The organism is Agromyces sp. NPDC004153, from assembly GCF_053603635.1.
In genome coordinates this window covers 1,198,880-1,219,798 of record NZ_JBSGFY010000002.1, presented here as the reverse complement: position 1 = coordinate 1,219,798, position 20,919 = coordinate 1,198,880, and the positions used below count along the sequence as shown (strand labels likewise).

Sequence of the window (20,919 nt, the reverse complement as noted above, 5' to 3'; positions counted from 1 at the left end):
CGGACACATTCCGAACCCGGAAGCTAAGACTCGCAGCGCCGATGGTACTGCAGGGGCGACCCTGTGGGAGAGTAGGACACCGCCGGACATACATTCGAGAAGAGCCACCCAGTGCTGGGTGGCTCTTCTTGGTTTAACGCGACGCCATCCGGCCTAGGCTGTGGGGATGGGGAATCGCTTGGGGGCGTCGCTGAGTCCCTACCTCCGGGCCCACGCCGACAACCCCGTCGACTGGTATCCGTGGGGTGACGAGGCCTTCGCCGCCGCGCGCGAGCGCGATGTGCCCGTGCTCGTCTCGATCGGATACGCCACGTGCCACTGGTGCCACGTGATGGCCCGTGAGAGCTTCAGCGATCCCGCCATCGCCGAGCTCCTCAACGCGGGGTTCGTCGCGATCAAGGTCGACCGGGAGGAGCACCCTGACGTCGACGCGAGCTACCTGGCCGCGGCATCCGCCTTCACGCGTGAACTCGGCTGGCCGCTCACCGTGTTCGCGACGCCCGAGGGACGGACGTTCTATGCCGGCACGTACTTCCCACCGCGATCGATGCGTGGCGTGCCGTCGTTCGCCGAGGTCCTCCGTGCGGTCGAGGAGGCATGGCGCGAGCGACGGAGCGAGTTGCACGAGACGGCCGCCGCCGTCGCCGAGGCGCTGGCCGCGGCATCCGTCGCCTCGACCGCGGGCGACCTGCCCGGGCCGGCCGAGCTCGACGGCGCCGTCGCGATGCTCGCGGAGGACGAGGACCGGCTGCACGGCGGGTTCGGCACGGCGCCGAAGTTCCCCGTCGCCCCGGTGCTCGGCTTCCTCAGCCAGGCGGGCCCCGAGGGTCGCCTGCTCGCAGAGCGATCCTTGAAGCTCATGGGCGCGTCGCCGCTGCGCGATCCGGTCGAGGGCGGCTTCTTCCGCTACGCGACGCGCGCCGACTGGAGCGATCCGCACTACGAGCGCATGCTCACCGACAACGCGCTGCTGCTCGGCGTCGCCGCCGATCTCGGTCGCGGCGACGGCGCGGCCGCATTCGCCCACCTGCTCGCGGCGGGTGTCGTGGGGTTCCTCGCCGAGCGCATGCAGCTGGCCGGCGGTGGCTTCGCGAGCGCGCAGGACTCCGAGAGCTGGATCGACGGTCGTAGAGACGAGGGCGGCTACTACCGGCGCGATGCGGCCGGCCGTTCCGGGCTCGAGCCGCCGGCGCTCGACGAGAAGGTGCTCACCGGGTGGAACGGTCTTGCGATCGGCGGTCTCGCGCGGGCGGGGTTCGTCTTCGACGACGCCGCGGCGATCGACGCCGCTCGTCGGGCCGCGGACTTCCTGCTCGAGCGGCACGTGCGCGAGGACGGCACGCTCGTGCGCTCGTCGCTCGACGACGTGGCATCCGACGCCGTCGCGACGCTGGAGGACACCGGCATGCTGGCCGGTGGCCTCCTCGAGCTCGCTGCGGCGACCGGTGAGGTGCGCTACGCCGAGGCCGCTCGCCGCCTCATCGATCGGGCGGCCACCGCCGCCGTCGGCGTGCATGCCGCCGACGGCATGGAGAGCTCGAGCGTCCCGTTCGCGGCGCCGGCGGGCGCGGATCCCGTGCTCGCGTCGTACGGTCTCGCGCTGCCGAGCGACCCGGCCGAGGGCGCCACGCCGTCGGGCGTCACGGCCTGCGCGGATGCCGCATGGCGGCTCTACGCGCTCGGCGCCGGCGATCGCTACCTCGACCTCGCCGAACAGGCGATGCGTTCCGTCGCGGGCATGGCCGTACGACGCCCGATCGCGTTCGGCGGCGCACTTGAGGTCATGGCCCGGCTCGCGGCGCCGCTCGTGCAGCTCGTCACCGTCGTGCCCGACGGAGAGGAGGACGACGGGGCGGGCGCGCTGCTCCGCGCCGCGACCCGGCGGCACGCGGCATCCGTCGCGGCGATCGTCACCGAGCGCCAGGCGCAGGAGTTCGCGACAGCCGGGTTCGAGCTGTTCGAGGGACGCACCGCGCAGGACGACGTGACGACCGCGTACCGGTGCCGGTCGTTCGTGTGCGCCCTGCCTGTGCACGACGCCGGCGCGCTGGAGGAACTCGTCGAGCTCGAGTAGTCGATCGGCGCCGGCGGCGCGGGCGGCACGGCGTTCGGCGGGGCCTGCGGCATCCGTACGATGGTCGCATGAGCGATCGCGCATCAGTCGGCACGGCCTCCGTGGTCGTCGCCCTCGTCGTCGACGCCGTGCTCGTGGTCGTCTTCGCCGTCGTGGGCCGTTCGAGCCACGCCGAGGGCCTCGACGTCGCCGGCGTCTGGGGCACGGCCTGGCCGTTCCTCGCGGGCCTCGGCGTCGGATGGCTCGCGGCGCGGGCGTGGCGGCATCCGCTCGCCGTCTGGCCGACCGGGGTGATCGTGTGGGCGGCAACGCTCGTCGTCGGGATGCTGCTGCGGCTCGTCACCGGCCAGGGCACGGCCGTCGCGTTCATCGTGGTCGCCACGCTGACGCTCGCGCTGCTGCTGCTCGGGTGGCGGGCGATCGCCTGGGCCGTCGTCCGACTCCGCGCGCGCGGTCGGGTCGGCGCAGCATGAACGTCATCGAGTGGCTCTTCGACGCCCAGCTCGTGATCGGCGGGCAGGTGATCCTGTGGCGCGAGATCATCGGCAACCTGTTCGGCCTGGCCAGCGCGCTCGGCGGACTGCGCCGGAAGGTGTGGGCGTGGCCGGTCGGCATCATCGGCAACGTGCTGCTCTTCACGGTGTTCCTCGGGGCGGTGTTCGACACCCCGAACCCCGTGAACCTGCTCGGGCAGGCCGCTCGGCAGGTCATGTTCATCGTCGTGTCGATCTACGGCTGGGTGCGGTGGGCGCGGCACCGGCAGGTCAGCGAGTCGGCGGTCGATCCGAAGTGGGCGGGCACCCGGAACCGCATCATCCTGGCCATCGCGCTGGTGGGCGGCACGCTGATCCTCACGCCGATCTTCCGTGCGCTCGGCTCGTTCGAGCCCGTCTGGGCCGACGCGTGGATCTTCATGGGCTCGTTGCTGGCGACCTGGGGCATGGCCAAGGGATGGACCGAGTTCTGGCTCATCTGGATCGCGGTCGACATCGTCGGCGTGCCGTTGCTCGTGAGTGCGGGCTACTACGCGTCGGCGTTCCTCTACGTGTTCTACGGCGCGTTCACGCTGTTCGGGTTCATCACCTGGATGCGCGTGCAGCGGCGGGCGAAGCTCGCCGAGGGCGTGTCACCGGCCTGAGGCGTCGGGCGTCACCAGGCCGACGGCACACGGTCGAGCACCGACCAGACCGCCGAGCTCAGCTCGGGATGGTCGAGCGCGATGTCGCGCAGCAGCTCGAACTCGAACCGGGCCGCATCGCCGTCGCGCGCGGTGGGGTGGTACGCACGGGCACGCGCAGGACTCCAGCGCTCGGAGTGCAGCCGCTCCTCGCGGAGCGTGGCCACGACCTGCTCGTCGACGGACGGGAGGTCGGGCAGGAACACCCACGGGTCTTCGCCGAGCCGGCATCGCAGCTCGATGAGCGCCGCCAGCTCGTCGCGGGCATCCTGCCTCAGGCGCTCCAGCGTCGATGCGTCACCCATGCGCGACCTCCCCTCGCTTCCTCGATCGTAGCCAACGCCACGTCGACCCCTGCAACGCTACGTGCCCCGTGTGACGTCGGGGTTACACGGCATGAAGGCACGTGTACGCGAGATGACGTCCAGATGACGCGGACGAGGCCGGGTTCGGCCCGTGCCTGCTTGAATGAACCGGCCGAAGGGCGGACGGAGGAGCGCGCATGGTCGCAGAGGTACTGATCCTGCACGGATGGCAGAATCGCCGCCCCGACGGGCACTGGCAGCACTGGCTCGCCGGCGAGCTCGAGGCAGGCGGCGCCGTCGTGCGCTACCCGCAGCTGCCCGAGCCCGACGAGCCCGTGCTCGACGACTGGCTCAGCGCGCTCGACACGGAACTCGCGGGCACCGATCCGGCCGCGCTCACGGTGGTCGCCCACAGCCTCGGCTGCCTGCTCTGGCTGGCGTACGCGGTGCGGCGCGCCGAGGCAGGCGAGGTCGCGCCGCTCGCTCGGCGAGTCGTGCTGGTGGCGCCGCCGTCTCCCGACGTCATCCGCGGCATCCCGGAGATCGCGGCGTTCGCTCGGGAGTCCGACGAAGAAGGGCTCAGGGCGGCTCTCGCGGCGAGCGCTGCCGAGCGCACGACCATCGTGGCCGGCGACGAGGACCCGTACTGCCCCGACGGCGCCGAGCGCACCTACGCGGTCCCGCTCGGTGCCGCGTTCGTCGAGGTCGGCGGCGGCGGGCACCTCACGATCGACGACGGCTTCGGGCCGTTCCCGCTCGTTCGCGACCTCGTCAGCGGCTGACCGGGAGCGGTCCGGTCCGGTGCGGTTGAATGGTGCGGTGACGTCCGGCATCGCTCCCCTCGACGACCGCACGACCGACCAGGTGCGCCGACTCGGCGACGACCTGCGTGCGGCCGGCTTCACCGTCGAGGCGCTCGACCGCCTGTGGGGTGCGGATGCCGCGGCCGCCCTCCATCGCGGCGAGCGCGTTCCGGCGCGACGCGTGCTGGACGGTCGCCGCGCCGACCACGACCCCGCCGCCGACCTGGCGTCGCTCGCGGGGCTGTTCGTGCTCGGCCTGCCGGTCCCCGAGGCCGAGGCGGCGCACGCACTCCCGGGCCTCGGCGTCGACGGGGCCATCGAGCTGGGGCTGCTCACGCGGGATGCCGCGACGACGACCCGCGCGGGAGCGGTGGACGACGCGGCATCCGTTCGCCCACTGCTCGACCTGCGGCCGTACGCATTCGTCGACGCCCACGGCGACGGTCACTGGTGGATCCTCTCGGACCTCGGCGAGGTGGCCCTCGGCCACGAGCTCGGCGAGGAGCACGTGCTCGGCGTCGGCGGCGCGTCGATGACGCTGTCGGGCCTGATGCTGCCGACGCCAGTGCGCACGGTGCTCGACCTCGGCACGGGCTGCGGCATCCAGGCCATGCACGCGACCCGGTTCGCCGACCGCGTGGTGGCCACCGACATCTCCGTGCGCGCGCTGCGGCTCGCGCAGCTCAACGTCGCGCTGAACGGCATCGAGGGGGTCGAGTTCCGGCTCGGGAGCCTGTTCGCGCCCGTCGCGGGGGAGCGGTTCGACCGCATCGTCTCGAACCCGCCGTTCGTGATCACGCCGCGCGTGCCCGGGGTTCCCGAGTACGAGTACCGCGACGGCGGCATGGTCGGCGACGGCATCGTCGAGGCCGTGATGCGCGGGGCGACCGAGCACCTCGAGCACGGCGGCGTCGCGCAGCTGCTCGGCAACTGGGAGGTGCGCGACGACGAGGACGGCCTCGATCGGGTGCGCGGGTGGGCCGGCCACCTCGAGCACTGGATCGTCGAACGCGAGGTGCAGCGGGCCACGGAGTACGCGGAGACGTGGATCCGCGACGGGGGCACGCGCCCCGGGACGCCCGCGTTCGACCGGCTGTACGAGGCCTGGCTCGACGACTTCGAGCGGCGCGGCGTGCGCGAGGTCGGCTTCGGCTACGTGCTGCTGCGCCGCCCGGCTGAGGAGACGGCGCCGCGGTTGGCCCGGGTGGAGCGGCTGCACGGTCCGCTCGGCTCGGGCGGTGATGCCGGTGGTCTCGGCGTGCACCTCGCCGCGTGCCTCGAGGCGCACGACCGGCAGGCGCGACTCGACGACGCGGCGCTCGCGGCGCTGCGCCTCGCCGTCGCGGGCGACGTGACCGAGGAGCGCCACCACTGGCCCGGCGACGAGCATCCCACCGCCATGCTGCTGCGACAGGGCGGCGGGTTCGGACGCGTCGTGAGCCTCGACACCGGGCTCGCGGCGCTCGTCGGCGCCTGCGACGGAGAGCTCCCGGTCGCCGCCATCGTCGCCGCGATCGCCGACCTGCTCGAGGTGGACGCCGACGCGCTCGCCGCCGACCTGCTGCCCGCCGTGCGGGCGCTCATCGACGACGGGATGCTGCTGCTGCCCGCCGAGTGAGGGCGGCCGGGACCGCCGGGTCACGGCGTTCCCCGAGCCGTCGGCGGTATCCTCGGTTGGCACGTCCGAAAGCGAGTCCATGGCCGACAGCCCCCTCTCCGAGTCCCCGTACGAGGTGCTCGGCGTGTCCGCCGATGCGGATGCCGCCGCGCTCCGCCTCGCGTACCGCCGGGCCCTGCGCACCGCCCACCCCGACACGGGCGGCGACCCGGCGCGCTTCCACGCGGTGCAGCGGGCGTGGGTGCTCATCGGCACGCCCGAGGCGCGCGCGGCGTTCGACCGCGGCATCCGGAACGGGTCGGGCGGCGGGAGCGCGCCGAGCCGCGAGGCCTGGGCGCCGGCGCCCCCGAAGCGCCCACGCGACTCGCGTCCGCTGGCTCGCTCCTACGGACACCCGGGCGGGCTCACGCGCGAGCTCTACCTCGACCGCATCCGGGAGTGGTCGGGCCGCGGCGTCGACGTGCCCGACCCGTACGATCCCGCGCTCGTGAGCCGGGCACCGCGCGAGATCCGGCACATCCTCGCCGACGCGCTCGTCGAGGAGTCGACCGCCCGCTCCCTCTCGACGCTCGGCATCGCCTACACGATCTGGCACGACATCGCGACGGATGCCGCGGGCCCGGGGTTCCCGCCGAAGCTCGACCACCTCGTGCTCGGTCCGACGGGCCTGTTCGCCGTCCAGTCCGAGGACTGGGGCGGACCCGTCGCGCTGAAGCGGGGCGAACTCGTCGGCGAGGCGCTCGCGGGGGAACGGCCGTTCCGGGCGCTCGCGGCCCGCGCGAAGGCGATCGGCCGGGCGGCCCGCGTGAAGCCGACGGCGCTCGTGATCGTGGTGCCCGACGAGTACGCGGCCGAGCCGCTCGCGGTCGGCGGCAGCATCCGCGGCGCCGCGGTCGCCCTCGTGCGCAGCTCACGACTCGCGAGCGCCGTGCGCGAGGGGATCCCGGGGTCCGCGCATCTCGGCGGCACCGAGGTCATGGAGGTGCGCTCGCGGCTGCAGGCGGTCGTGCGATTCGCCTGAACCCCGGGGAGACCGTCGGCCCCGCGGCATCCGGCATCATGGGAGGATGCCCGATCTCGACCGTGACGCCCACATCGCCGACTTCGCCGACTTCGTCCGCGACTCGCCCTCGTCGTACCACGCCGCCGCCGCGGTGGCAGCGCGACTCGAGGCCGCCGGGTTCGAGCGGCTCGACGAGCGCGACGAGTGGCCGGCCGGACCGGGCAGGCGCGTCGTGGTGCGCGACGGTGCGGTCATCGCCTGGGTGCAGCCCGATGCGGCGGGCCCGACGACGCCGTTCCGCATCCTCGGCGCGCACACCGACTCGCCCGGGTTCAAGCTCAAGCCGGGCATGTCCACGACCGCGGAGGGGCTGCTGCAGGCCGGCGTCGAGGTCTACGGCGGTCCGCTGCTCAACTCGTGGCTCGACCGGGAGCTCGAGCTCGCCGGTCGCCTCGTCACCACCGATGGCGTCGAGCACCTCGTGCGCACGGGCCCGCTGCTGCGCATCCCGCAGCTCGCGATCCACCTCGACCGCGAGGTGAACAAGGGCCTCACGCTCGACAAGCAGCGCCATATGCAGCCCATCTGGGGGACGGGCGCCGGGCAGGACGTCGTCGCCCACCTGGCCGGTGTCGCCGGCGTCAACCCCGACGACGTCGCCGGGCACGACGTCCTCGTCGCCGACGCGGCGGCGCCCGCCCGATTCGGGCTCGACGCCGCGCTCTTCGCCTCGGGTCGCATGGACGACCTCACGTCGGTGCACGCCGGCCTGGTCGCCCTGCTCGCCGCGCCGGCGAGTACCGGGCACGTGAGCGTGCTCGCCGCGTTCGACCACGAGGAGATCGGTTCGGAGTCGCGCTCGGGCGCGAGCGGGCCGTTCCTCGAGGACGTGCTCACGCGCATCGCCGCCGGGCTCGGCGCCGACGCGACCGATCGCCGCCGCGGGTTCGCGGACTCCTGGCTGCTCTCGTCGGACACTGGTCACGCGGTGCACCCGAACTATCCCGAACGCCACGACCCGGGCAACCGCCCGGTGCTCGGCGGCGGACCGCTGCTGAAGCTCAACGCCAACCAGCGGTATGCGACCGACGGCGTGGGCTCGGCGCTCTGGGCGCGTGCGTGCCGGCAGGCCGGCGTCTCGACGCAGCCGTTCGTGTCGAACAACCAGGTCCCGTGCGGCACGACGATCGGCCCGCTGTCGGCCACCCGGCTCGGCATCCGCACCGTCGACGTGGGCGCGCCGTTGCTCTCGATGCACTCGGCCCGCGAGCTCGCGCACGTCGACGACCTCGTCGCGCTCGCCGCGGCGATAACGGCCTTCTTCGCGCCCGAGGACTGATCGGCCGTCCCGATCCGGCGACCGGCACGCTGGCCGGATCTCGCGGCACGACGGCGCGATTTCACGGGCGGGGCGGGGCGCGACGGTGCGAGGGTGGTCGCATGACCGAGACGACCGCTCCCGCCGCATCCGCCCTCTTCGAGCACGTTGCGACGCGCGACGAGGCGATCGCCCACTTCCGCGGACGCCTCGCGGTCGAGGTCGACGTGTCGGATGTCGCAGCCGCCCTCGGCGAGCCCGAGCCCGGGTTCGTGCTCGTCGACACCCGCAGCGACGAGTCGTGGGCGCAGGGGCACGTGCCGGGCGCGCTGCACCTGCCGCGGCGCCGGATCGAAGACCTCGCGCCCGAGCTGATCCCGGCGGGCACGCCCGTGGTGGTCTACTGCTGGGGACCCGGCTGCAACGGCGCCACGCGTGCCGCGCTCGAGTTCGCGCTGCTCGGGTATCCGGTGAAGGAGATGATCGGCGGCTTCGAGTACTGGGTGCGCGAGGGCTTCGCGTTCGACACGTCCGACGGGCTCGCGCAACTGCCGGCCGACGCGCTCACGAACGTCGCGCCCGACGGATTCGGCGCGGCGTCGACGCCCGGGACGCGCGGGGAACTGCTCACGGGCGACGCGATCGCCTCGGGCATCACCTGCGCCTGCTGAGGGCGCGCGTTCGAAGCGGGCGCGCCCGGCGCCGCCGCCGTTGCCCGCGCTCAGGCGATCGTGACGAGCGGCGCGGCGGGGTCGGCGGTCCACTCGTCGAGCGACCCGTCGTAGATCGCGACGTCCGCGTGCCCGGCGCGCCGGAGGGCGAACCCGGTGCCCGCCGCCGCGATGCCCGCTCCGCAGTACACGACGACACGAGACGGGTCGCCCTCGGTCGCGGCCGCGAGCCGCGCCTCGAGCTCCGCGCCCTGCAGCAGGGTGCGGGTCTCGCGGTCGACGACGCTGCCCACCGGCACGTTCACGCTGCCGGGGATGTGGCCGCGCCGGGCGCGCCGCCCGGTCTCGCCGCGGAAGTCGCTCGGCGGCAGCGCGCAGACGAGCGCGGCATCCGATTCACCCGCGACGATGCGCTGCACCTCGGGCCCGTCGGCCCAGAAGCCATCGCGCGGCGAGAGCGTGAGCGGGCCGGCCTCGCGCGGCGCCTCGAAGCCGGTCTCGACGGCGCGACCCTCGGCCCGCCAGCGGGCGAGGCCCCCGTCGAGCACCGCGACGCGCTCGACGCCCGCCGACGCGAGGATCCACCACAGCCGGGCCGCCCACTGGCCGATCGACGAGTCGTAGACGACGACGGCGACCCCGTCGTCGATGCCGAGGTCGCGGGCCGCGCCCTCGAGCCGCGCCGGCTCGGGGCGCGTGAAGGAGAAGGGCCCCTCGGGGTCGGACAGCTCCTCGAGCAGGTCGCCGAAGACCGCGCCCGGGATGTGCCCCTCGATGAGGTACTCGTCGAGACCGCTCAGCCAACGGAAGCCGGCCGGCGTCTCGGTGCCGAGCACGCTCGCGTCGACGACGACGAGCCCCGGGTCGCCGAGGTGGGCGGCGAGCCACTCGGTCGAGACGAGATCGGTCGGGAGGTCGAGTGCCGGCATGCCGACACGCTAGTCCGAGCGCCGGCCCGTTGCGCCGGACGCCGCAACAGGCCGTAACCCGCTCGGGCGGTGGGTCAGCGCAGCATCCCCCGCCGGCTCTCGAGCCAGAGGGTGTGCTCGCGCAGCCCGTTGCGCACGGCCGACTTGATGATGAGGTAGCCGATCCAGAGCATCAGGGCGAGGATCGCGAGGTAGACCACCAGGCCGATGACGAGGCCGATGAGGCCGGCGCTGGTGACGAGGTCGGAGACGTCAGGGGAGTCCATCAGCACAGGTTGCCAGACGCGCGACTCGCTGCGCGAGTGTCCCGATCGGGGGACAGCCCCGACGCGATCGGGTCCGGCACCGACTCGATCGCCGGCCCGACGCGGGCGTCAGCGTCGGCGGGCGCTCAGCACTCGATGACGTTGACCGCGAGGCCGCCCTCGCTCGTCTCCTTGTACTTCGTCATCATGTCGAGGCCGGTCTGGCGCATGGTCTCGATGACCGTGTCGAGCGACACGAGGTGGGTGCCGTCGCCGTGCAGCGCGAGGCGCGCGGCCGACACCGCGGTCGACGACGCGATCGCGTTGCGCTCGATGCAGGGGACCTGGACGAGGCCGGCGACGGGGTCGCAGGTGAGGCCGAGGTGGTGCTCCATCGCGATCTCGGCGGCGTTCTCGATCTGCCGCGGCGTGCCGCCGAGCACGGCGCACAGCGCTCCAGCGGCCATGGCGCAGGCCGAGCCGACCTCGGCCTGGCATCCGCCCTCGGCGCCCGAGATCGACGCGTTCTTCTTCACGAGGCTCGCGATCGCCGCGGCGGTGAGCAGGTAGCGGCGGATGCCCGCGGCATCCGCGCCGGGAACGAAGCGCAGGTAGTAGTGCCCGACCGCGGGGATGATGCCGGCGGCGCCGTTGGTCGGCGCCGTGACGACGCGGCCGCCCGACGCGTTCTCCTCGTTCACCGCGAGGGCGAACGCGTGCAGCCACTCCGTCGACGTGTCGCGCAGGCCAGTGGTGTGCGCCGTGTCGCGGTCGTACTCCTCGAGCCGACGTCGCACTTCGGGAGCGCGGCGCTTCACGCCGAGCCCGCCGGGCAGCGTGCCCTCGGTGCTGAGCCCGTGGTCGACGCATTCGGCCATCGCGGCCCAGATCGCGTCGAGTCCGGCGTCGATGCCCTCGGCGCCGTGCACGGCGACCTCGTTGTGCCGGGCGACGTCGCAGAACGAGACGCCGTGCTCGTCGCAGAGGTCGAGCAGCTCGGCCGCGTTCGAGTAGGGCAGCGGATGCCGCAGCGCCTCCGACTGCTCGGGCGCGTCGCCCTCGCGGCGGATGAAGCCGCCGCCGACCGAGTAGTAGGTCTCCTCGGCGAGGGGCAGCGCGGCATCCTCGCCCCAGGCCTGGAGCGTCATCGCGTTGGGGTGTCCGGGGAGGCGCGTGCGCGGCTCGAGGCTGAGGTCGTTGCGCGTCATCGTGATGGCGTGGCGTCCGGCGACGCGCACCTCGGCGCCCTCGTCGCCGAGCCGCGCCCAGGCGCCGCGAACGTCGTCGGGGTCGCAGTCGTCGGGCTTCAGGCCGGCGAGCCCGGCGACGACCGCGTCGGGCGTGCCGTGGCCGAGCCCCGTCGCGCCGAGCGAGCCGTAGAGCGAGCAGGTGATGCGGGTCACGCGGGGGAGCGTGCCGTCGTCGGCGAGCCGCTCGGCGAACGCACGCGCCGCGCGCATCGGGCCGACGGTGTGCGAACTCGACGGGCCGATCCCGATCGAGAAGAGATCGAGGGCTGAGACGAACGCTGTCACCCCTCAAGGCTACGTCGCAGCACGCGCACGGATCCGCCGTGAGATCGAAGGAATCGTGCGCCGAGGGCCGGTTCGTCGCGGAACCGCGCGGGATCGGCCGTCGCGTGCTCATGTGAGCAGTCCTCGACGATCATCCGCCAGTTACGCAACCGAGGTTGACAAAACAGAAGAAGCAACCTAGGTTGCCTGTATGGCACCGATCTCACCGCCGCCCACCGGCGGCCTCGCCGACGAACTCGCCGCGGTCGTCGCGCTCCGGGCGTACGCCGACCGGCTCGAGGACGCGGTCGTCGAACGCGCCCTGCGCGACGGCTGGAGCTGGAGCGAGATCGCCGAGGCGCTCGGCGTGACCCGCCAGGCCGTCCACAAGAAGCACATCCGCCGGCTCGACGGGGCCGGCATCGACCTGAGGAGGCGTCGTGGCTGAGCAGGACTTCGCACACGTCGCACGGCGCACGATCGTACGCGCGATCGAGGAGGCGACGGATGCCGGCGCGTCCGCCGTCGATGCCGAGCACCTGCTGCTCGCGATCACGTCGGAGCCCGAGCAGGTCGGCCCCGTGCTCGACGAGTTCGGGCTCGATCGCGCCGCCGTCGTGGCGATGCTCGCGGTGGAGCGCGAGCGATCGCTCGCCACGGCCGGCATCGCGCCGGTCGACGACCGCCGGCTCGCGGCGACGCCGCGGCGCACGCGTCCAGGGTGGGGCACGTCGGCGCGGGAGGCGATCGTGCGGGGGAGTCGACTCGGCCGCCGAGAGCGGCAGCGCACGAGCGAGGCCGACCTCCTGACCGGCATCCTGCAGGCCGAGCTCGGCACGGTGCCGCGCGCGCTGGCCTACGCGGGCGTCGACCGGGCGGCCATCGTCGCCCGCCTGCGGCAGCACGCCTGAGTGCGAACGCTGATCACCGACGCCGGCGGTCGGTCAGCACGCCGATGAGCCCACCCGCCGGAGGGCGGGCAGGCTCATCGGGTCGCGTCATCCGATCACGAGATCTTGCGGCGGTAGGCCAGCATCGCGAAGCCGTAGGCCACCACGAGGATGCCGACGAGCCAGGCGAGGGCGATCCAGATTTCGGAGCCCACCGGCTGGCCGGTGAACAGGGCGCGGATCGCGTCGACGATGGCGGTGACGGGCTGGTACTCCGCGAACACGCGGACCGGACCCGGCATGCTCTCGGTGGGCACGAACGCGGAGCTGATGAACGGCAGGAAGATGAGCGGGTACGAGAACGCGCTCGCGCCGTCCACCGACTTCGCGGTGAGGCCCGGGATCACGGCCAGCCAGGTCAGGGCCAGGGTGAACAGCACCATGATCCCCGCCACGGCGAGCCAGGCCAGCAGGTCGGCGCCCGTGCGGAAGCCCATGATGAAGGCGACGCCGACGACGATCGCGAGCGACACGAGGTTCGCGACGAGCGAGGTCAGCACGTGCGCCCACAGCACGCTCGAGCGGGCGATCGGCATGGACTGGAACCGCTCGAAGATGCCGCCCTGCATGTCCAGGAACAGCCGGTAGGCCGTGTAGGACACGCCCGAGGCGACCGTGATGAGCAGGATGCCGGGCAGCAGGTAGTCCACGTACTGCGTGTCGGAGCCGGTGTCGATCGCGCCGCCGAAGACGAACACGAAGAGCAGCATGAAGGCGATCGGCATGATCGCGGTCGTGATGATCGTGTCGAGGCTGCGGGTGATGTGGCGCAGGGATCGGCCCGTGAGCACGGCGGTGTCGCCGAGGAAGTGCGTGGTCGCGGTCATCGGTGCGGTTGCGGTGGTCATCATCGGTCCTTTCGGGTCGTGGCGGTCGTGGCCGCGTCGGCGGTGGCGGTGTCGGCGGTGGCGGAGGTGCCGTCGTCGCCGACGAGGGTGAGGAAGATCTCCTCGAGGGTGGGCTGCTTCTCGACGTACTCGACCGTTGCCGGGGGCAGCAGCTGCTTCAGCTCGTCGAGGGTGCCGTTGACCAGAATCCGGCCCTGGTGGAGGATCGCGATCCGGTCGGCGATGTGCTCGGCCTCGTCGAGGTACTGCGTCGTGAGCAGCACCGTGGTGCCGTTCGCGGCGAGCTCCTTGACGGACTGCCACACCTCGATGCGCGCCTGCGGGTCGAGCCCGGTCGTCGGCTCGTCGAGGAAGATGATCGGCGGGTCGCCGATCAGGCTCATCGCGATGTCGAGGCGTCGGCGCATGCCGCCCGAGTACTCGGCCACCTTGCGGTTGCCCGCCTCGGTGAGCGAGAAGCGCGCGAGCAGGTCGTCGGCGATGCGGCCCGGGCCGGGCAGGTGCCGCAGCTGGGCGACGAGCACCAGGTTCTCGCGGCCGGTGAGGACCTCGTCGACCGCGGCGAACTGCCCGGTGAGGCTGATCGAGGCGCGGACCTCGGCCCCCTTCGCGGCCACGTCGAAGCCGTTCACGCTGGCCGAGCCGGCGTCGGCACGGAGCAGGGTGGACAGGATCTTCACGACGGTGGTCTTGCCGGCCCCGTTGGAGCCGAGGAGGGCGAAGATGCTGCCGCGGGCGACGTCGAAGTCGACGCCGCGGAGGACCTGCAGGTCCTTCTTGTAGGCCTTCTCCAGGCCCTGCACGCGGATGGCAGGTGCCTGGGTCTGATCGGTGGTCATCTGGATCTCCGTTTCTCAACTGGAGCGCGATGCACGGACGTGCGTCGCGCGCTGGTGCGGTGTTCTCGGGTGTTTCAGGGCGCACTCGACCACCCCGACGTCGGACGTGGTTCGTCCGGCGGGCCGTGCGTGGCGGTGCGGGTCGGTGTGAGCGGGCCGGTGTGCGGGTCGGCTAACGCGCCGGCGTCGAGCTCGGCCGGCGGATCAGGATGTCGCCCCAGCTCGTGCGGGCGTGCAGCTCGACGGTGTTCTCATCGGCGCCGGGCGCCTCGGAGGGCGTGAGCTTGTTGCGGACGGCGCCGTGCTGGCTCGAGACGTCGAGCCAGGCGGCCGTGCCCTCGGCCACGCCCACCTCGATGCCGCCGTAGCCGGCCTCGAGCTGCACCCGGCCGCCGTCGATGCGCTCGACGAGGAGGTTGCCGTAGCTGCTCTTCGCGGTGACCGCGCCGCGCGCGTTGGCGACGGTGACGTCGCCGTGGGCGCCCTGCACGACGAGCGTGCCGGTCACCTCGCCGATCGTCGTGGAGCCGTTGGGGTTCTTGATGATCGCCTCGCCCGACAGTTCGCGGATGCGGATGCTGCCGGCCGACGAGGTGAGCTCGACGGCGCCGGTCGCGCGGCCGACGATGATCGCACCCGATGCGGTGCGGGCCGTGACGCGCTCGGCCTCGTCGACCCGCACGTCGCCGGCGCCGCTGCGGTAGGCGATGGCACCGAACGCGCCCTCGGCCAGGAGGCGGCCGGCGCCGGTGGCGCCGCGCACCTCGGAGCCCTCGGGCACCTGGATCGTGACGTCGACCTGACCGTTGCCGCCGAACGGGGTGTAGTGGAGCCAGCCCTTCGTCGTGCGCACGGTGAGCACGTCGCCGACGAGCTCGACCCTCGCGTCGGCGGCGGACTTGACGTCGCTCGACTTCTCGGGGTTCGCGGGCCGGACCTCGACGACGGTGTCGTCTCGGTCGGAGGCGACGACGTTGACGTCGCCCCAGCCGAGGTCGAGGTCGACGACGACGGGATGCGGGGTCTGGTACGTGGTCATGATGACTCCTTCGTGAATATCGGTGTTCAGCGGACCCAGCCGGTGACGCGGTTCGCGTCGCCGTCGGCCGGGCGGGTCTCGGTGGGCCGCGTGGGAGCGGGCTCGACGGCGGCGGCGATCGCGCGCACGAGCCAGGTGTTGACGGACACGCCGTCGCGGGCGGCGGCCAGCTCGACCTGGGCCTTCAGCTGGTCGGGGATGCGGAGCGTGGTGCGGCTCGTCGCGGCGTCGTCGGCGACGGGCACGGCAGCGGATGCCGCGGGGACCTGCATCGCAGGCGCGGAACGGTCGGACGCGGGCTCGAACGTCGCCGCCGGCGGGACCGTGACGACGAACTCGGGGTCGCGTCCGCGGAGCCGCACGTCGACGGCGCCGGGGGCGAGCTCGGCGGTGATCTCCGCCGCGGCGGCGGAGAGCGCCTCGAGCAGCACGAGGCGCACGGAGGCGTCGAGGGGCGCGGTCAGCCGCTGTGCGAGACCGAGTGCCTCCTCGCCGCCGGCCTCGGCTGCGATGGCCAGTTGGCGCTGGAGTTCGTCGACGTATCCGGTGAGTTCCATGACACCAGTGTGACACCACAGTGGTGTCATGTCAACACCGTCTGCGTCAGATTGGTGTCAATGAGTTGCTCGAGTGGTGTCAGCGGTGGTGTCGCGCGAGGTCGACCGGCATCCCGGCGACGCGGCGATCGCCCAGCCGGCGGCCCGTAGGCTGGGTCGGATGTCCTCGACCGACCCGACCAGTCCGAACCCCGCCCCCTCCTCCGCGCCCCGCGGCGTCGAGGTGCGGCTCGTGCGCGACGACGAGCACGAGGCCGTCGGCGCCCTCGCACGCGAGGCCTACGCCGGCGACTTCGTGCTGAGCGACGCGTACCTGGTCGAGATCGAATCGGTCGCCGAGCGCGCTCGCGAGCACGAGGTGTGGGTGGCCGCGGATGCCGCGACGGGCGCGCTGCTCGGCACGGTCTCGACGCCCCGGCCCGGCCGGCGCATGTCGGCGGTCGCGCGCGACGACGAGCTCGACTTCCGGTTCCTCGGCGTCTCGGCGGAGGCGCGCGGTCGCGGGGTCGGCGAGGTGCTCGTGCGGCACGTCATGGAGCTCGCGGCTCGTCGCGGCATCCGTCGCGTCGTGCTCAACACCGGCCCCGAGATGCAGTCGGCACAGCGGCTCTACGCCCGGCTCGGGTTCGCCCGCCTGCACGAGCGCGAGTACGTCGTCGACCTCCCGAGCGGCCGGAGCTTCCTGCTCATGGCGTACGGGCGCGACGTCGAGGCGGCATCCGAGTCGTCGGCGGCCTGAACCCGACCGTCAGCGCACGGTCTTGCGCGCCGTGATCTGCCCCGTGTCGAAGCCGAGCAGGTGCAGCCCGCCGTGGAACCTGGCGTGCTCGACCTTGATGCAGCGGTCCATGACGACCGTGAGCCCCTGCTCCTCGCCGTAGTACGCGGCATCCTGGTTCCAGATGCCGAGCTGCACCCAGATGGTCTTGGCGCCCGCGGCGACGACGTCGTCGACGACCTGCGGGATGTCGCTGCCACGGCGGAACACCACGACGATGTCGGGCACCTCGGGAAGGTCCTGCAGGCTCGCGTAGGCCGGCTCGCCGAGGATCTCGGTCTCGTTCGGGTTCACGAAGTAGAGGCGGTAGTCGCTCGACTGCTGCAGGTACGTGCCGACGAAGTAGCTCGAGCGCGACGGCTTCGGCGAGGCGCCGACGATCGCGACCGACTTCGCCGCGTTCAGGATGCGCAGCCGCTGCCTGGCGTCGGGACCCGTCCACGTGCGCTGCGAGTGCAGCAGCTTCGCGAGCGGCGAGTTCGCCGGCAGCTCGCAGGAGAGCCCGTTGACGAGGCGGACGGTCTCGAGGTCGGCGCCGTGCGCGGCATCCGTCGCTTCGGTCGTGAGCGTGTCGGTCATCACTTGCCTCCCGTGGCCTGGGCGAGCGCCTGGTCCAGATCGTAGATGATGTCGTCGGCGTCCTCGATGCCCACCGAGAGTCGGATGACGCCGGGCCCGACGCCCGCGTCGAGGAGCTGCTGCTCGGTGAGCTGGGCGTGCGTGGTCGACGCCGGGTGGATGATGAGCGTCTTCGCGTCGCCGATGTTCGCGAGGTGGCTGGCCAGGTTCACGGACTCGATGAGCTGCTGGCCGACGGCGCGACCGCCCTTGACCTCGAAGCTGAAGACCGAGCCGGGGCCCTGCGGCAGGTACTTCTGCGCGCGGTCGTGGTGCGGGTGGTTCGGCAGGCCGGCCCAGAACACGCGCTCGACGCGCGGGTCCTGCTCGAGCCACTCGGCGACCGTGCGCGCGTTGTCGACGTGCGCCTGGATGCGGTAGGGGAGCGTCTCGACGCCCTGCGCGAGCAGGAACGCCGAGTGCGGCGCGAGCGTCGGGCCGATGTCGCGCAGCTGCTCGGCGCGCAGGCGGGTGAGGAACGCGTACTCGCCGAAGTTGCCCGACCACTGCAGGCCGCCGTAGTGCGGCACCGGCTCGCCGAAGAGCGGGAACGTGTCGGAGTGCCAGTGGAACCGGCCCGACTCCACGACGACGCCGCCGAGGGTCGTGCCGTGGCCGCCGAGGAACTTCGTCGCCGAGTGCGTGACGATGTCGGCGCCCCACTCGATCGGGCGGTTGAGGTAGGGCGTCGGGATCGTCGAGTCGACGATGAACGGGATCCCGTGCGCGTGCGCGACGTCGGCGAGCGCCTCGAGGTCGGCGATCTCGCCCGACGGGTTCGCGATGGTCTCGACGAAGAGCGCCTTCGTGTTCTCCTGGATCGCCGCCGCGTAGTCCTCGGCGTCGGCACTCACGACGAACGTCGTCTCGACGCCGAAGCGGCGCAGCGTCACGTCGAGCTGCGTGATCGAGCCGCCGTAGAGGTTCGCCGAGGCGACGATGTGGTCGCCGGCGCCGACGAGGCTCGCGAACGTGATGTACTGCGCCGACAGGCCCGACGCGGTCGCGACGGCGCCGAGTCCGCCCTCGAGGCTCGCGACGCGCTCCTCGAAGCTCGCGACGGTCGGGTTGGCGAGGCGCGAGTAGATGTTGCCGTACTTCTGCAGGGCGAAGCGGGCCGCGGCATCCGCCGTGTCGTCGAAGACGAACGCGCTCGACTGGTAGATGGGCAGCGCGCGGGCCCCCGTCACCTGGTCGGGGATGTTGCCCGCGTGGATCGCACGCGTCTTGAAGCCGTATTCGCGGTCTGCCATGCGGTCCACGCTAGCCGTGCACGGGGTGGGGCTCGCGCGCCGCCGTAACCGGGGGCAACGGGCGCCTCAGCCGACCACGTCGTCGGTCGACACGACGCGTGCGAACTCGCCGCCGTCGAGGTTCACCGCGGTCGCGCGCGCGAGCTCGGCGGCCGTGAGGCGGATGCCGCCCGGCCCCTCGAGGTCGAACGTGTGCGTCGCGTCGAGCGGCACGATCACGTCGTAGCCGAGGTTGCCGCCCACGCGCGCCGTGGTCTCGACGCACATGTTCGTCTGGATGCCGCAGACCACGAGCTGGCGGATGCCGCGGGCGCGCAGCCACGCATCGAGGTCGGGCGTCCCGTGGAAGGCCGAGTTCACGTCCTTCGAGACGAGCAGCTCATGCTGGGCATCCGCCACCACGTCCTTCAGCGCGTTGCCCGGGTGGCCGGGCGCGAGCGGCGAGCCCTCCTCCTCCGAGTCGTGCCGCACCAGGACGACGGGACGCCCGGCGTCCGTCCACGCGGCGACGAGTCGGCCGATGTTCGCCTCGGCGTCGGGGTTGTCGCGCGGTCCCCAGCCGGGGTCGTCGAACCCCCGCTGCACGTCGATCACGAGGAGGGCGGCGTCGTCGGCGATGTCCATGCGTCCATCCTGCGTCGGCGCGGCCGGGCGCGGGCCGTGAATGCCTGCCGATCGTCGTCGGGATCCTGCCGCCCTAGGCTCGGGGGATGATCCTCGAGCACGCGATCCTGCCCGTCGTTCCCGGCCGCGAGGTCGACTTCGAGGCGGCGTTCGCCGAGGCGAAGCCGATCATCGCGTCGATGCCCGGGTTCGTCGACCTCACGCTGTCGCGCTCGGTCGAGACGCCGAACGCGTACCTGCTCCTGGTCCACTGGGACAGCGTCGAGGCGCACGAGCAGGGCTTCCGCGGCTCGCCCGGGTACGACCGCTGGCGCGCGCTGCTGCACGGGTTCTACGAGCCGTTCCCGGTGGTCGAGCACTTCGCCGAGGTCGCGCGGGCCTAGCACTCCTGCACAGGCCTTGATCAGGCCCGCTTGCTAGCCTCGAGGCAGGTCGCACCACGCGGCCCCGGACGAGGGAACCCAGTACCCGGAACGCGACAAGACTGGCACTCAGGAGAGTGGGCAGTCATGGCTTGGGTCATCCTCATCGCATCCGGCGTGCTCGAGGCCGTCTGGGCGACGGCGCTCGGCAAGTCCGAGGGCTTCACGAAGCTCTGGCCGTCGGTCGTCTTCTTCGCCGCGCTCGTGCTGTCGATGGGCGGACTCGCCTGGGCGATGCGCGACATCTCCACCGGCACCGCATACGCCGTGTGGGTCGGCATCGGCGCGGCCCTCACGGTCATCTGGGCGATGGCCACGGGCGACTCGGATGTCTCGTGGATGAAGCTCGCCCTCATCGCGGGCCTCGTGGGCTGCGTCGTCGGCCTCAAGCTCGTCGACGGCAGCCACTAGCCCCGCCGCTCGACACACGACGGATGCCGCGGCGCGCTGCCGCGGCATCCGCTGCGTGGAGCCGACTCCGCATGTAAAGAATGCTTGACACGATGTCGTGTTTGGTTGACACTGGATGTCAAGCATTCTTGACATTCGTGGAGGGAGCGGATCGTGGACGCGAACGGAGCGGCACCGAGGCTCGGCACCATGGCACGACCGGGGGCGTGGTTCGCCGCGGCGGGCGGCCTCGCGATCATGGCGGCGTTCGGATTCTCGGCGCTCGGGGCGATCGAGGAGCTGCGCTCCGCACCGTCGCCGGTCGATGCCGTGGCCGAGGCGGGCGCGCGGTACGGGTGGGTCGTGCTCGCCCTCTACGGCATCGCGCTGCTCGACATCGTAGTGGCGTGGGGGCTGTGGCGGGTGCTCCGCATCGAGCAGCCTGGTGGTGCGGCCCTCGCGGCAGCGTTCCGCCTCGCGTACGCCGCCGTGTTCGTCGGTGCGATCGCGCAGCTCGACCACGCGGTGCGCATCGGGGTCGGGGCGGATGCCTCGACGGCCGGCCTCGCCGAGCGCGACGCGCTCGTGCGCGAGCAGGTGCAGGGATTCGACGCGGCGTGGAATGGCGGGCTCCTCGTGTTCGGGGCGCATCTCGCCGTGGTGGGGTGGCTCCTCATCCGGCGGCGCGGCGTGGTCGTCACCGCCATCGGCGCGCTCGTCCTGGTCTCGGGCCTGGGCTATGCGGCCGACACGGTCATCCGGCTCCTCGCGCCCCAGCTCGACGCCGGCGTCGCGGTGTTCACGTTCATCGGCGAGATCCTGCTCATCGGATGGCTCGTCGCCGGCGGCATCCGCTCGGCTCGAGGTCCCGGTGGGCGGCTCGACGATCCGACCGGGCCGTCGCGTCCGACAGCGCGCGCCCTGGCAGCGGAAGGAGCATGACC

At 72.7% G+C, this 20,919-nt stretch carries 25 protein-coding genes, 1 rRNA gene and 1 riboswitch; of the genes, 15 read left to right on the top strand and 11 right to left on the bottom strand.

Annotated elements, in window-relative coordinates:
• The 4 genes from rrf to pnuC form a co-directional block, all read left to right on the top strand.
• A 5S ribosomal RNA gene (rrf, locus tag ACWEOH_RS19725) occupies positions 1–88 on the top strand; the annotation flags it as partial.
• A gap of 78 nt (positions 89–166) precedes the next feature.
• Positions 167–2,074, top strand: a complete 1,908-nt coding sequence (locus ACWEOH_RS19720) for a thioredoxin domain-containing protein (RefSeq protein ID WP_452033871.1) — start codon at positions 167–169, stop codon at positions 2,072–2,074.
• A gap of 68 nt (positions 2,075–2,142) precedes the next feature.
• Positions 2,143–2,547, top strand: coding sequence for a DUF3054 domain-containing protein (locus tag ACWEOH_RS19715; RefSeq protein WP_452033869.1), 405 nt, complete (start codon positions 2,143–2,145; stop codon positions 2,545–2,547).
• Entirely contained in the window at positions 2,544–3,212 is a 669-nt protein-coding gene (pnuC, locus tag ACWEOH_RS19710; RefSeq protein WP_148734298.1) for a nicotinamide riboside transporter PnuC, read from the top strand. The genes ACWEOH_RS19715 and pnuC overlap by 4 nt, the downstream gene beginning before the upstream one ends.
• Before the next feature lie 11 nt (positions 3,213–3,223).
• On the opposite strand, the gene ACWEOH_RS19705 is transcribed toward pnuC, so the two are convergent.
• Positions 3,224–3,556, bottom strand: a complete 333-nt coding sequence (locus ACWEOH_RS19705) for a hypothetical protein (RefSeq protein ID WP_452033867.1) — start codon at positions 3,554–3,556, stop codon at positions 3,224–3,226.
• Between the two features lie 197 nt (positions 3,557–3,753).
• Here ACWEOH_RS19705 and ACWEOH_RS19700 point away from each other — a divergent pair, with 197 nt between their 5' ends.
• The 5 genes from ACWEOH_RS19700 (at position 3,754) to ACWEOH_RS19680 (ending at position 8,969) form a co-directional block, all read left to right on the top strand.
• On the top strand, positions 3,754–4,338 hold the full coding sequence (locus ACWEOH_RS19700) for an RBBP9/YdeN family alpha/beta hydrolase (RefSeq protein WP_452033865.1): 585 nt from the start codon (positions 3,754–3,756) through the stop codon (positions 4,336–4,338).
• A 37-nt stretch (positions 4,339–4,375) separates the two neighbouring features.
• The gene (locus ACWEOH_RS19695) at positions 4,376–5,977 is read left to right on the top strand and encodes a DUF7059 domain-containing protein (protein WP_452033863.1); all 1,602 of its coding nucleotides are present in this window, start codon (positions 4,376–4,378) and stop codon (positions 5,975–5,977) included.
• Between the two features lie 79 nt (positions 5,978–6,056).
• A complete protein-coding gene (locus ACWEOH_RS19690) occupies positions 6,057–6,998 on the top strand; it encodes a J domain-containing protein (RefSeq protein WP_452033861.1) in 942 nt (313 codons plus the stop codon).
• Positions 6,999–7,044: 46 nt separating this feature from the next.
• Positions 7,045–8,319, top strand: a complete 1,275-nt coding sequence (locus ACWEOH_RS19685; RefSeq protein ID WP_452033859.1) for a M18 family aminopeptidase — start codon at positions 7,045–7,047, stop codon at positions 8,317–8,319.
• Between the two features lie 101 nt (positions 8,320–8,420).
• Positions 8,421–8,969: a rhodanese-like domain-containing protein gene (locus ACWEOH_RS19680; RefSeq protein ID WP_452033857.1), complete on the top strand. Its 549-nt coding sequence runs from the start codon at positions 8,421–8,423 to the stop codon at positions 8,967–8,969.
• A gap of 50 nt (positions 8,970–9,019) precedes the next feature.
• Here the strand turns inward: ACWEOH_RS19680 and ACWEOH_RS19675 are convergent, their stop codons facing one another.
• The 3 genes from ACWEOH_RS19675 to ACWEOH_RS19665 all read right to left on the bottom strand — a co-directional run bounded on the left by ACWEOH_RS19675 (position 9,020) and on the right by ACWEOH_RS19665 (position 11,678).
• A complete protein-coding gene (locus ACWEOH_RS19675) occupies positions 9,020–9,898 on the bottom strand; it encodes a sulfurtransferase (RefSeq protein WP_452033855.1) in 879 nt (292 codons plus the stop codon).
• A gap of 74 nt (positions 9,899–9,972) precedes the next feature.
• Positions 9,973–10,164: a hypothetical protein gene (locus ACWEOH_RS19670; RefSeq protein ID WP_148734304.1), complete on the bottom strand. Its 192-nt coding sequence runs from the start codon at positions 10,162–10,164 to the stop codon at positions 9,973–9,975.
• Between the two features lie 125 nt (positions 10,165–10,289).
• Positions 10,290–11,678 carry an L-serine ammonia-lyase gene (locus ACWEOH_RS19665; protein ID WP_452033853.1) on the bottom strand — a complete coding sequence of 463 codons (1,389 nt, stop codon included), beginning with the start codon at positions 11,676–11,678 and terminating at the stop codon, positions 10,290–10,292.
• Positions 11,679–11,868: 190 nt separating this feature from the next.
• On the opposite strand from ACWEOH_RS19665, the gene ACWEOH_RS19660 reads away from it, so the two are divergent.
• Positions 11,869–12,105, top strand: a complete 237-nt coding sequence (locus ACWEOH_RS19660; protein WP_452033851.1) for a helix-turn-helix domain-containing protein — start codon at positions 11,869–11,871, stop codon at positions 12,103–12,105.
• A complete protein-coding gene (locus ACWEOH_RS19655; RefSeq protein WP_452033849.1) occupies positions 12,098–12,568 on the top strand; it encodes a Clp protease N-terminal domain-containing protein in 471 nt (156 codons plus the stop codon). Before ACWEOH_RS19660 ends, ACWEOH_RS19655 begins: the two co-directional genes overlap by 8 nt.
• Before the next feature lie 95 nt (positions 12,569–12,663).
• Here the strand turns inward: ACWEOH_RS19655 and ACWEOH_RS19650 are convergent, their stop codons facing one another.
• The 4 genes from ACWEOH_RS19650 to ACWEOH_RS19635 form a co-directional block, all read right to left on the bottom strand.
• Positions 12,664–13,455 carry an ABC transporter permease gene (locus ACWEOH_RS19650; protein WP_452033847.1) on the bottom strand — a complete coding sequence of 264 codons (792 nt, stop codon included), beginning with the start codon at positions 13,453–13,455 and terminating at the stop codon, positions 12,664–12,666.
• On the bottom strand, positions 13,455–14,294 hold the full coding sequence (locus ACWEOH_RS19645; RefSeq protein WP_452033845.1) for an ABC transporter ATP-binding protein: 840 nt from the start codon (positions 14,292–14,294) through the stop codon (positions 13,455–13,457). The genes ACWEOH_RS19650 and ACWEOH_RS19645 overlap by 1 nt, the downstream gene beginning before the upstream one ends.
• 172 nt (positions 14,295–14,466) lie before the next feature.
• The gene (locus tag ACWEOH_RS19640; RefSeq protein ID WP_452033843.1) at positions 14,467–15,333 is read right to left on the bottom strand and encodes a DUF4097 family beta strand repeat-containing protein; all 867 of its coding nucleotides are present in this window, start codon (positions 15,331–15,333) and stop codon (positions 14,467–14,469) included.
• 26 nt (positions 15,334–15,359) lie between these two features.
• Entirely contained in the window at positions 15,360–15,890 is a 531-nt protein-coding gene (locus ACWEOH_RS19635) for a toxin-antitoxin system HicB family antitoxin (protein ID WP_452033841.1), read from the bottom strand.
• Between the two features lie 160 nt (positions 15,891–16,050).
• Between ACWEOH_RS19635 and ACWEOH_RS19630 the strand changes: the two genes are divergently transcribed.
• Entirely contained in the window at positions 16,051–16,629 is a 579-nt protein-coding gene (locus ACWEOH_RS19630) for a GNAT family N-acetyltransferase (RefSeq protein WP_452033839.1), read from the top strand.
• A 9-nt stretch (positions 16,630–16,638) separates the two neighbouring features.
• Here the strand turns inward: ACWEOH_RS19630 and ACWEOH_RS19625 are convergent, their stop codons facing one another.
• From ACWEOH_RS19625 to ACWEOH_RS19615, 3 genes are all read right to left on the bottom strand, one after another.
• The gene (locus ACWEOH_RS19625) at positions 16,639–17,247 is read right to left on the bottom strand and encodes a CoA-binding protein (protein ID WP_452033837.1); all 609 of its coding nucleotides are present in this window, start codon (positions 17,245–17,247) and stop codon (positions 16,639–16,641) included.
• Positions 17,247–18,539 carry an O-acetylhomoserine aminocarboxypropyltransferase/cysteine synthase family protein gene (locus ACWEOH_RS19620; RefSeq protein ID WP_452033835.1) on the bottom strand — a complete coding sequence of 431 codons (1,293 nt, stop codon included), beginning with the start codon at positions 18,537–18,539 and terminating at the stop codon, positions 17,247–17,249. Before ACWEOH_RS19620 ends, ACWEOH_RS19625 begins: the two co-directional genes overlap by 1 nt.
• Before the next feature lie 66 nt (positions 18,540–18,605).
• Positions 18,606–19,163, bottom strand: a complete 558-nt coding sequence (locus ACWEOH_RS19615) for a cysteine hydrolase family protein (RefSeq protein WP_452033833.1) — start codon at positions 19,161–19,163, stop codon at positions 18,606–18,608.
• An 86-nt stretch (positions 19,164–19,249) separates the two neighbouring features.
• Here ACWEOH_RS19615 and ACWEOH_RS19610 point away from each other — a divergent pair, with 86 nt between their 5' ends.
• The 3 genes from ACWEOH_RS19610 to ACWEOH_RS19600 all read left to right on the top strand — a co-directional run bounded on the left by ACWEOH_RS19610 (position 19,250) and on the right by ACWEOH_RS19600 (position 20,917).
• Positions 19,250–19,546, top strand: coding sequence for an antibiotic biosynthesis monooxygenase family protein (locus tag ACWEOH_RS19610; RefSeq protein ID WP_452033831.1), 297 nt, complete (start codon positions 19,250–19,252; stop codon positions 19,544–19,546).
• 43 nt (positions 19,547–19,589) lie between these two features.
• A riboswitch (guanidine-III (ykkC-III) riboswitch) is annotated at positions 19,590–19,655 on the top strand.
• A gap of 17 nt (positions 19,656–19,672) precedes the next feature.
• Positions 19,673–19,996 (top strand): DMT family transporter, encoded by a 324-nt coding sequence (locus tag ACWEOH_RS19605; protein WP_452033829.1) that lies wholly within the window; start codon positions 19,673–19,675, stop codon positions 19,994–19,996.
• Between the two features lie 189 nt (positions 19,997–20,185).
• Complete coding sequence (locus ACWEOH_RS19600) at positions 20,186–20,917, top strand: DUF4386 domain-containing protein (RefSeq protein WP_452033827.1); 732 nt, start codon at positions 20,186–20,188, stop codon at positions 20,915–20,917.
• The last annotated feature ends 2 nt before the right edge of the window (positions 20,918–20,919 follow it).

Coding starts and splice junctions, on each gene's coding strand:
- ACWEOH_RS19720 (WP_452033871.1), top strand. CDS start 167: ATGGGGAATCGCTTGGGGGCGTCGCTGAGTCCCTACCTCCGGGCCCAC.
- ACWEOH_RS19715 (WP_452033869.1), top strand. CDS start 2,143: ATGAGCGATCGCGCATCAGTCGGCACGGCCTCCGTGGTCGTCGCCCTC.
- pnuC (WP_148734298.1), top strand. CDS start 2,544: ATGAACGTCATCGAGTGGCTCTTCGACGCCCAGCTCGTGATCGGCGGG.
- ACWEOH_RS19705 (WP_452033867.1), bottom strand. CDS start 3,556: ATGGGTGACGCATCGACGCTGGAGCGCCTGAGGCAGGATGCCCGCGAC.
- ACWEOH_RS19700 (WP_452033865.1), top strand. CDS start 3,754: ATGGTCGCAGAGGTACTGATCCTGCACGGATGGCAGAATCGCCGCCCC.
- ACWEOH_RS19690 (WP_452033861.1), top strand. CDS start 6,057: ATGGCCGACAGCCCCCTCTCCGAGTCCCCGTACGAGGTGCTCGGCGTG.
- ACWEOH_RS19685 (WP_452033859.1), top strand. CDS start 7,045: ATGCCCGATCTCGACCGTGACGCCCACATCGCCGACTTCGCCGACTTC.
- ACWEOH_RS19680 (WP_452033857.1), top strand. CDS start 8,421: ATGACCGAGACGACCGCTCCCGCCGCATCCGCCCTCTTCGAGCACGTT.
- ACWEOH_RS19675 (WP_452033855.1), bottom strand. CDS start 9,898: ATGCCGGCACTCGACCTCCCGACCGATCTCGTCTCGACCGAGTGGCTC.
- ACWEOH_RS19670 (WP_148734304.1), bottom strand. CDS start 10,164: ATGGACTCCCCTGACGTCTCCGACCTCGTCACCAGCGCCGGCCTCATC.
- ACWEOH_RS19660 (WP_452033851.1), top strand. CDS start 11,869: ATGGCACCGATCTCACCGCCGCCCACCGGCGGCCTCGCCGACGAACTC.
- ACWEOH_RS19650 (WP_452033847.1), bottom strand. CDS start 13,455: ATGACCACCGCAACCGCACCGATGACCGCGACCACGCACTTCCTCGGC.
- ACWEOH_RS19645 (WP_452033845.1), bottom strand. CDS start 14,294: ATGACCACCGATCAGACCCAGGCACCTGCCATCCGCGTGCAGGGCCTG.
- ACWEOH_RS19640 (WP_452033843.1), bottom strand. CDS start 15,333: ATGACCACGTACCAGACCCCGCATCCCGTCGTCGTCGACCTCGACCTC.
- ACWEOH_RS19635 (WP_452033841.1), bottom strand. CDS start 15,890: ATGGAACTCACCGGATACGTCGACGAACTCCAGCGCCAACTGGCCATC.
- ACWEOH_RS19630 (WP_452033839.1), top strand. CDS start 16,051: ATGTCCTCGACCGACCCGACCAGTCCGAACCCCGCCCCCTCCTCCGCG.
- ACWEOH_RS19625 (WP_452033837.1), bottom strand. CDS start 17,247: ATGACCGACACGCTCACGACCGAAGCGACGGATGCCGCGCACGGCGCC.
- ACWEOH_RS19620 (WP_452033835.1), bottom strand. CDS start 18,539: ATGGCAGACCGCGAATACGGCTTCAAGACGCGTGCGATCCACGCGGGC.
- ACWEOH_RS19615 (WP_452033833.1), bottom strand. CDS start 19,163: ATGGACATCGCCGACGACGCCGCCCTCCTCGTGATCGACGTGCAGCGG.
- ACWEOH_RS19610 (WP_452033831.1), top strand. CDS start 19,250: ATGATCCTCGAGCACGCGATCCTGCCCGTCGTTCCCGGCCGCGAGGTC.
- ACWEOH_RS19605 (WP_452033829.1), top strand. CDS start 19,673: ATGGCTTGGGTCATCCTCATCGCATCCGGCGTGCTCGAGGCCGTCTGG.
- ACWEOH_RS19600 (WP_452033827.1), top strand. CDS start 20,186: ATGGCACGACCGGGGGCGTGGTTCGCCGCGGCGGGCGGCCTCGCGATC.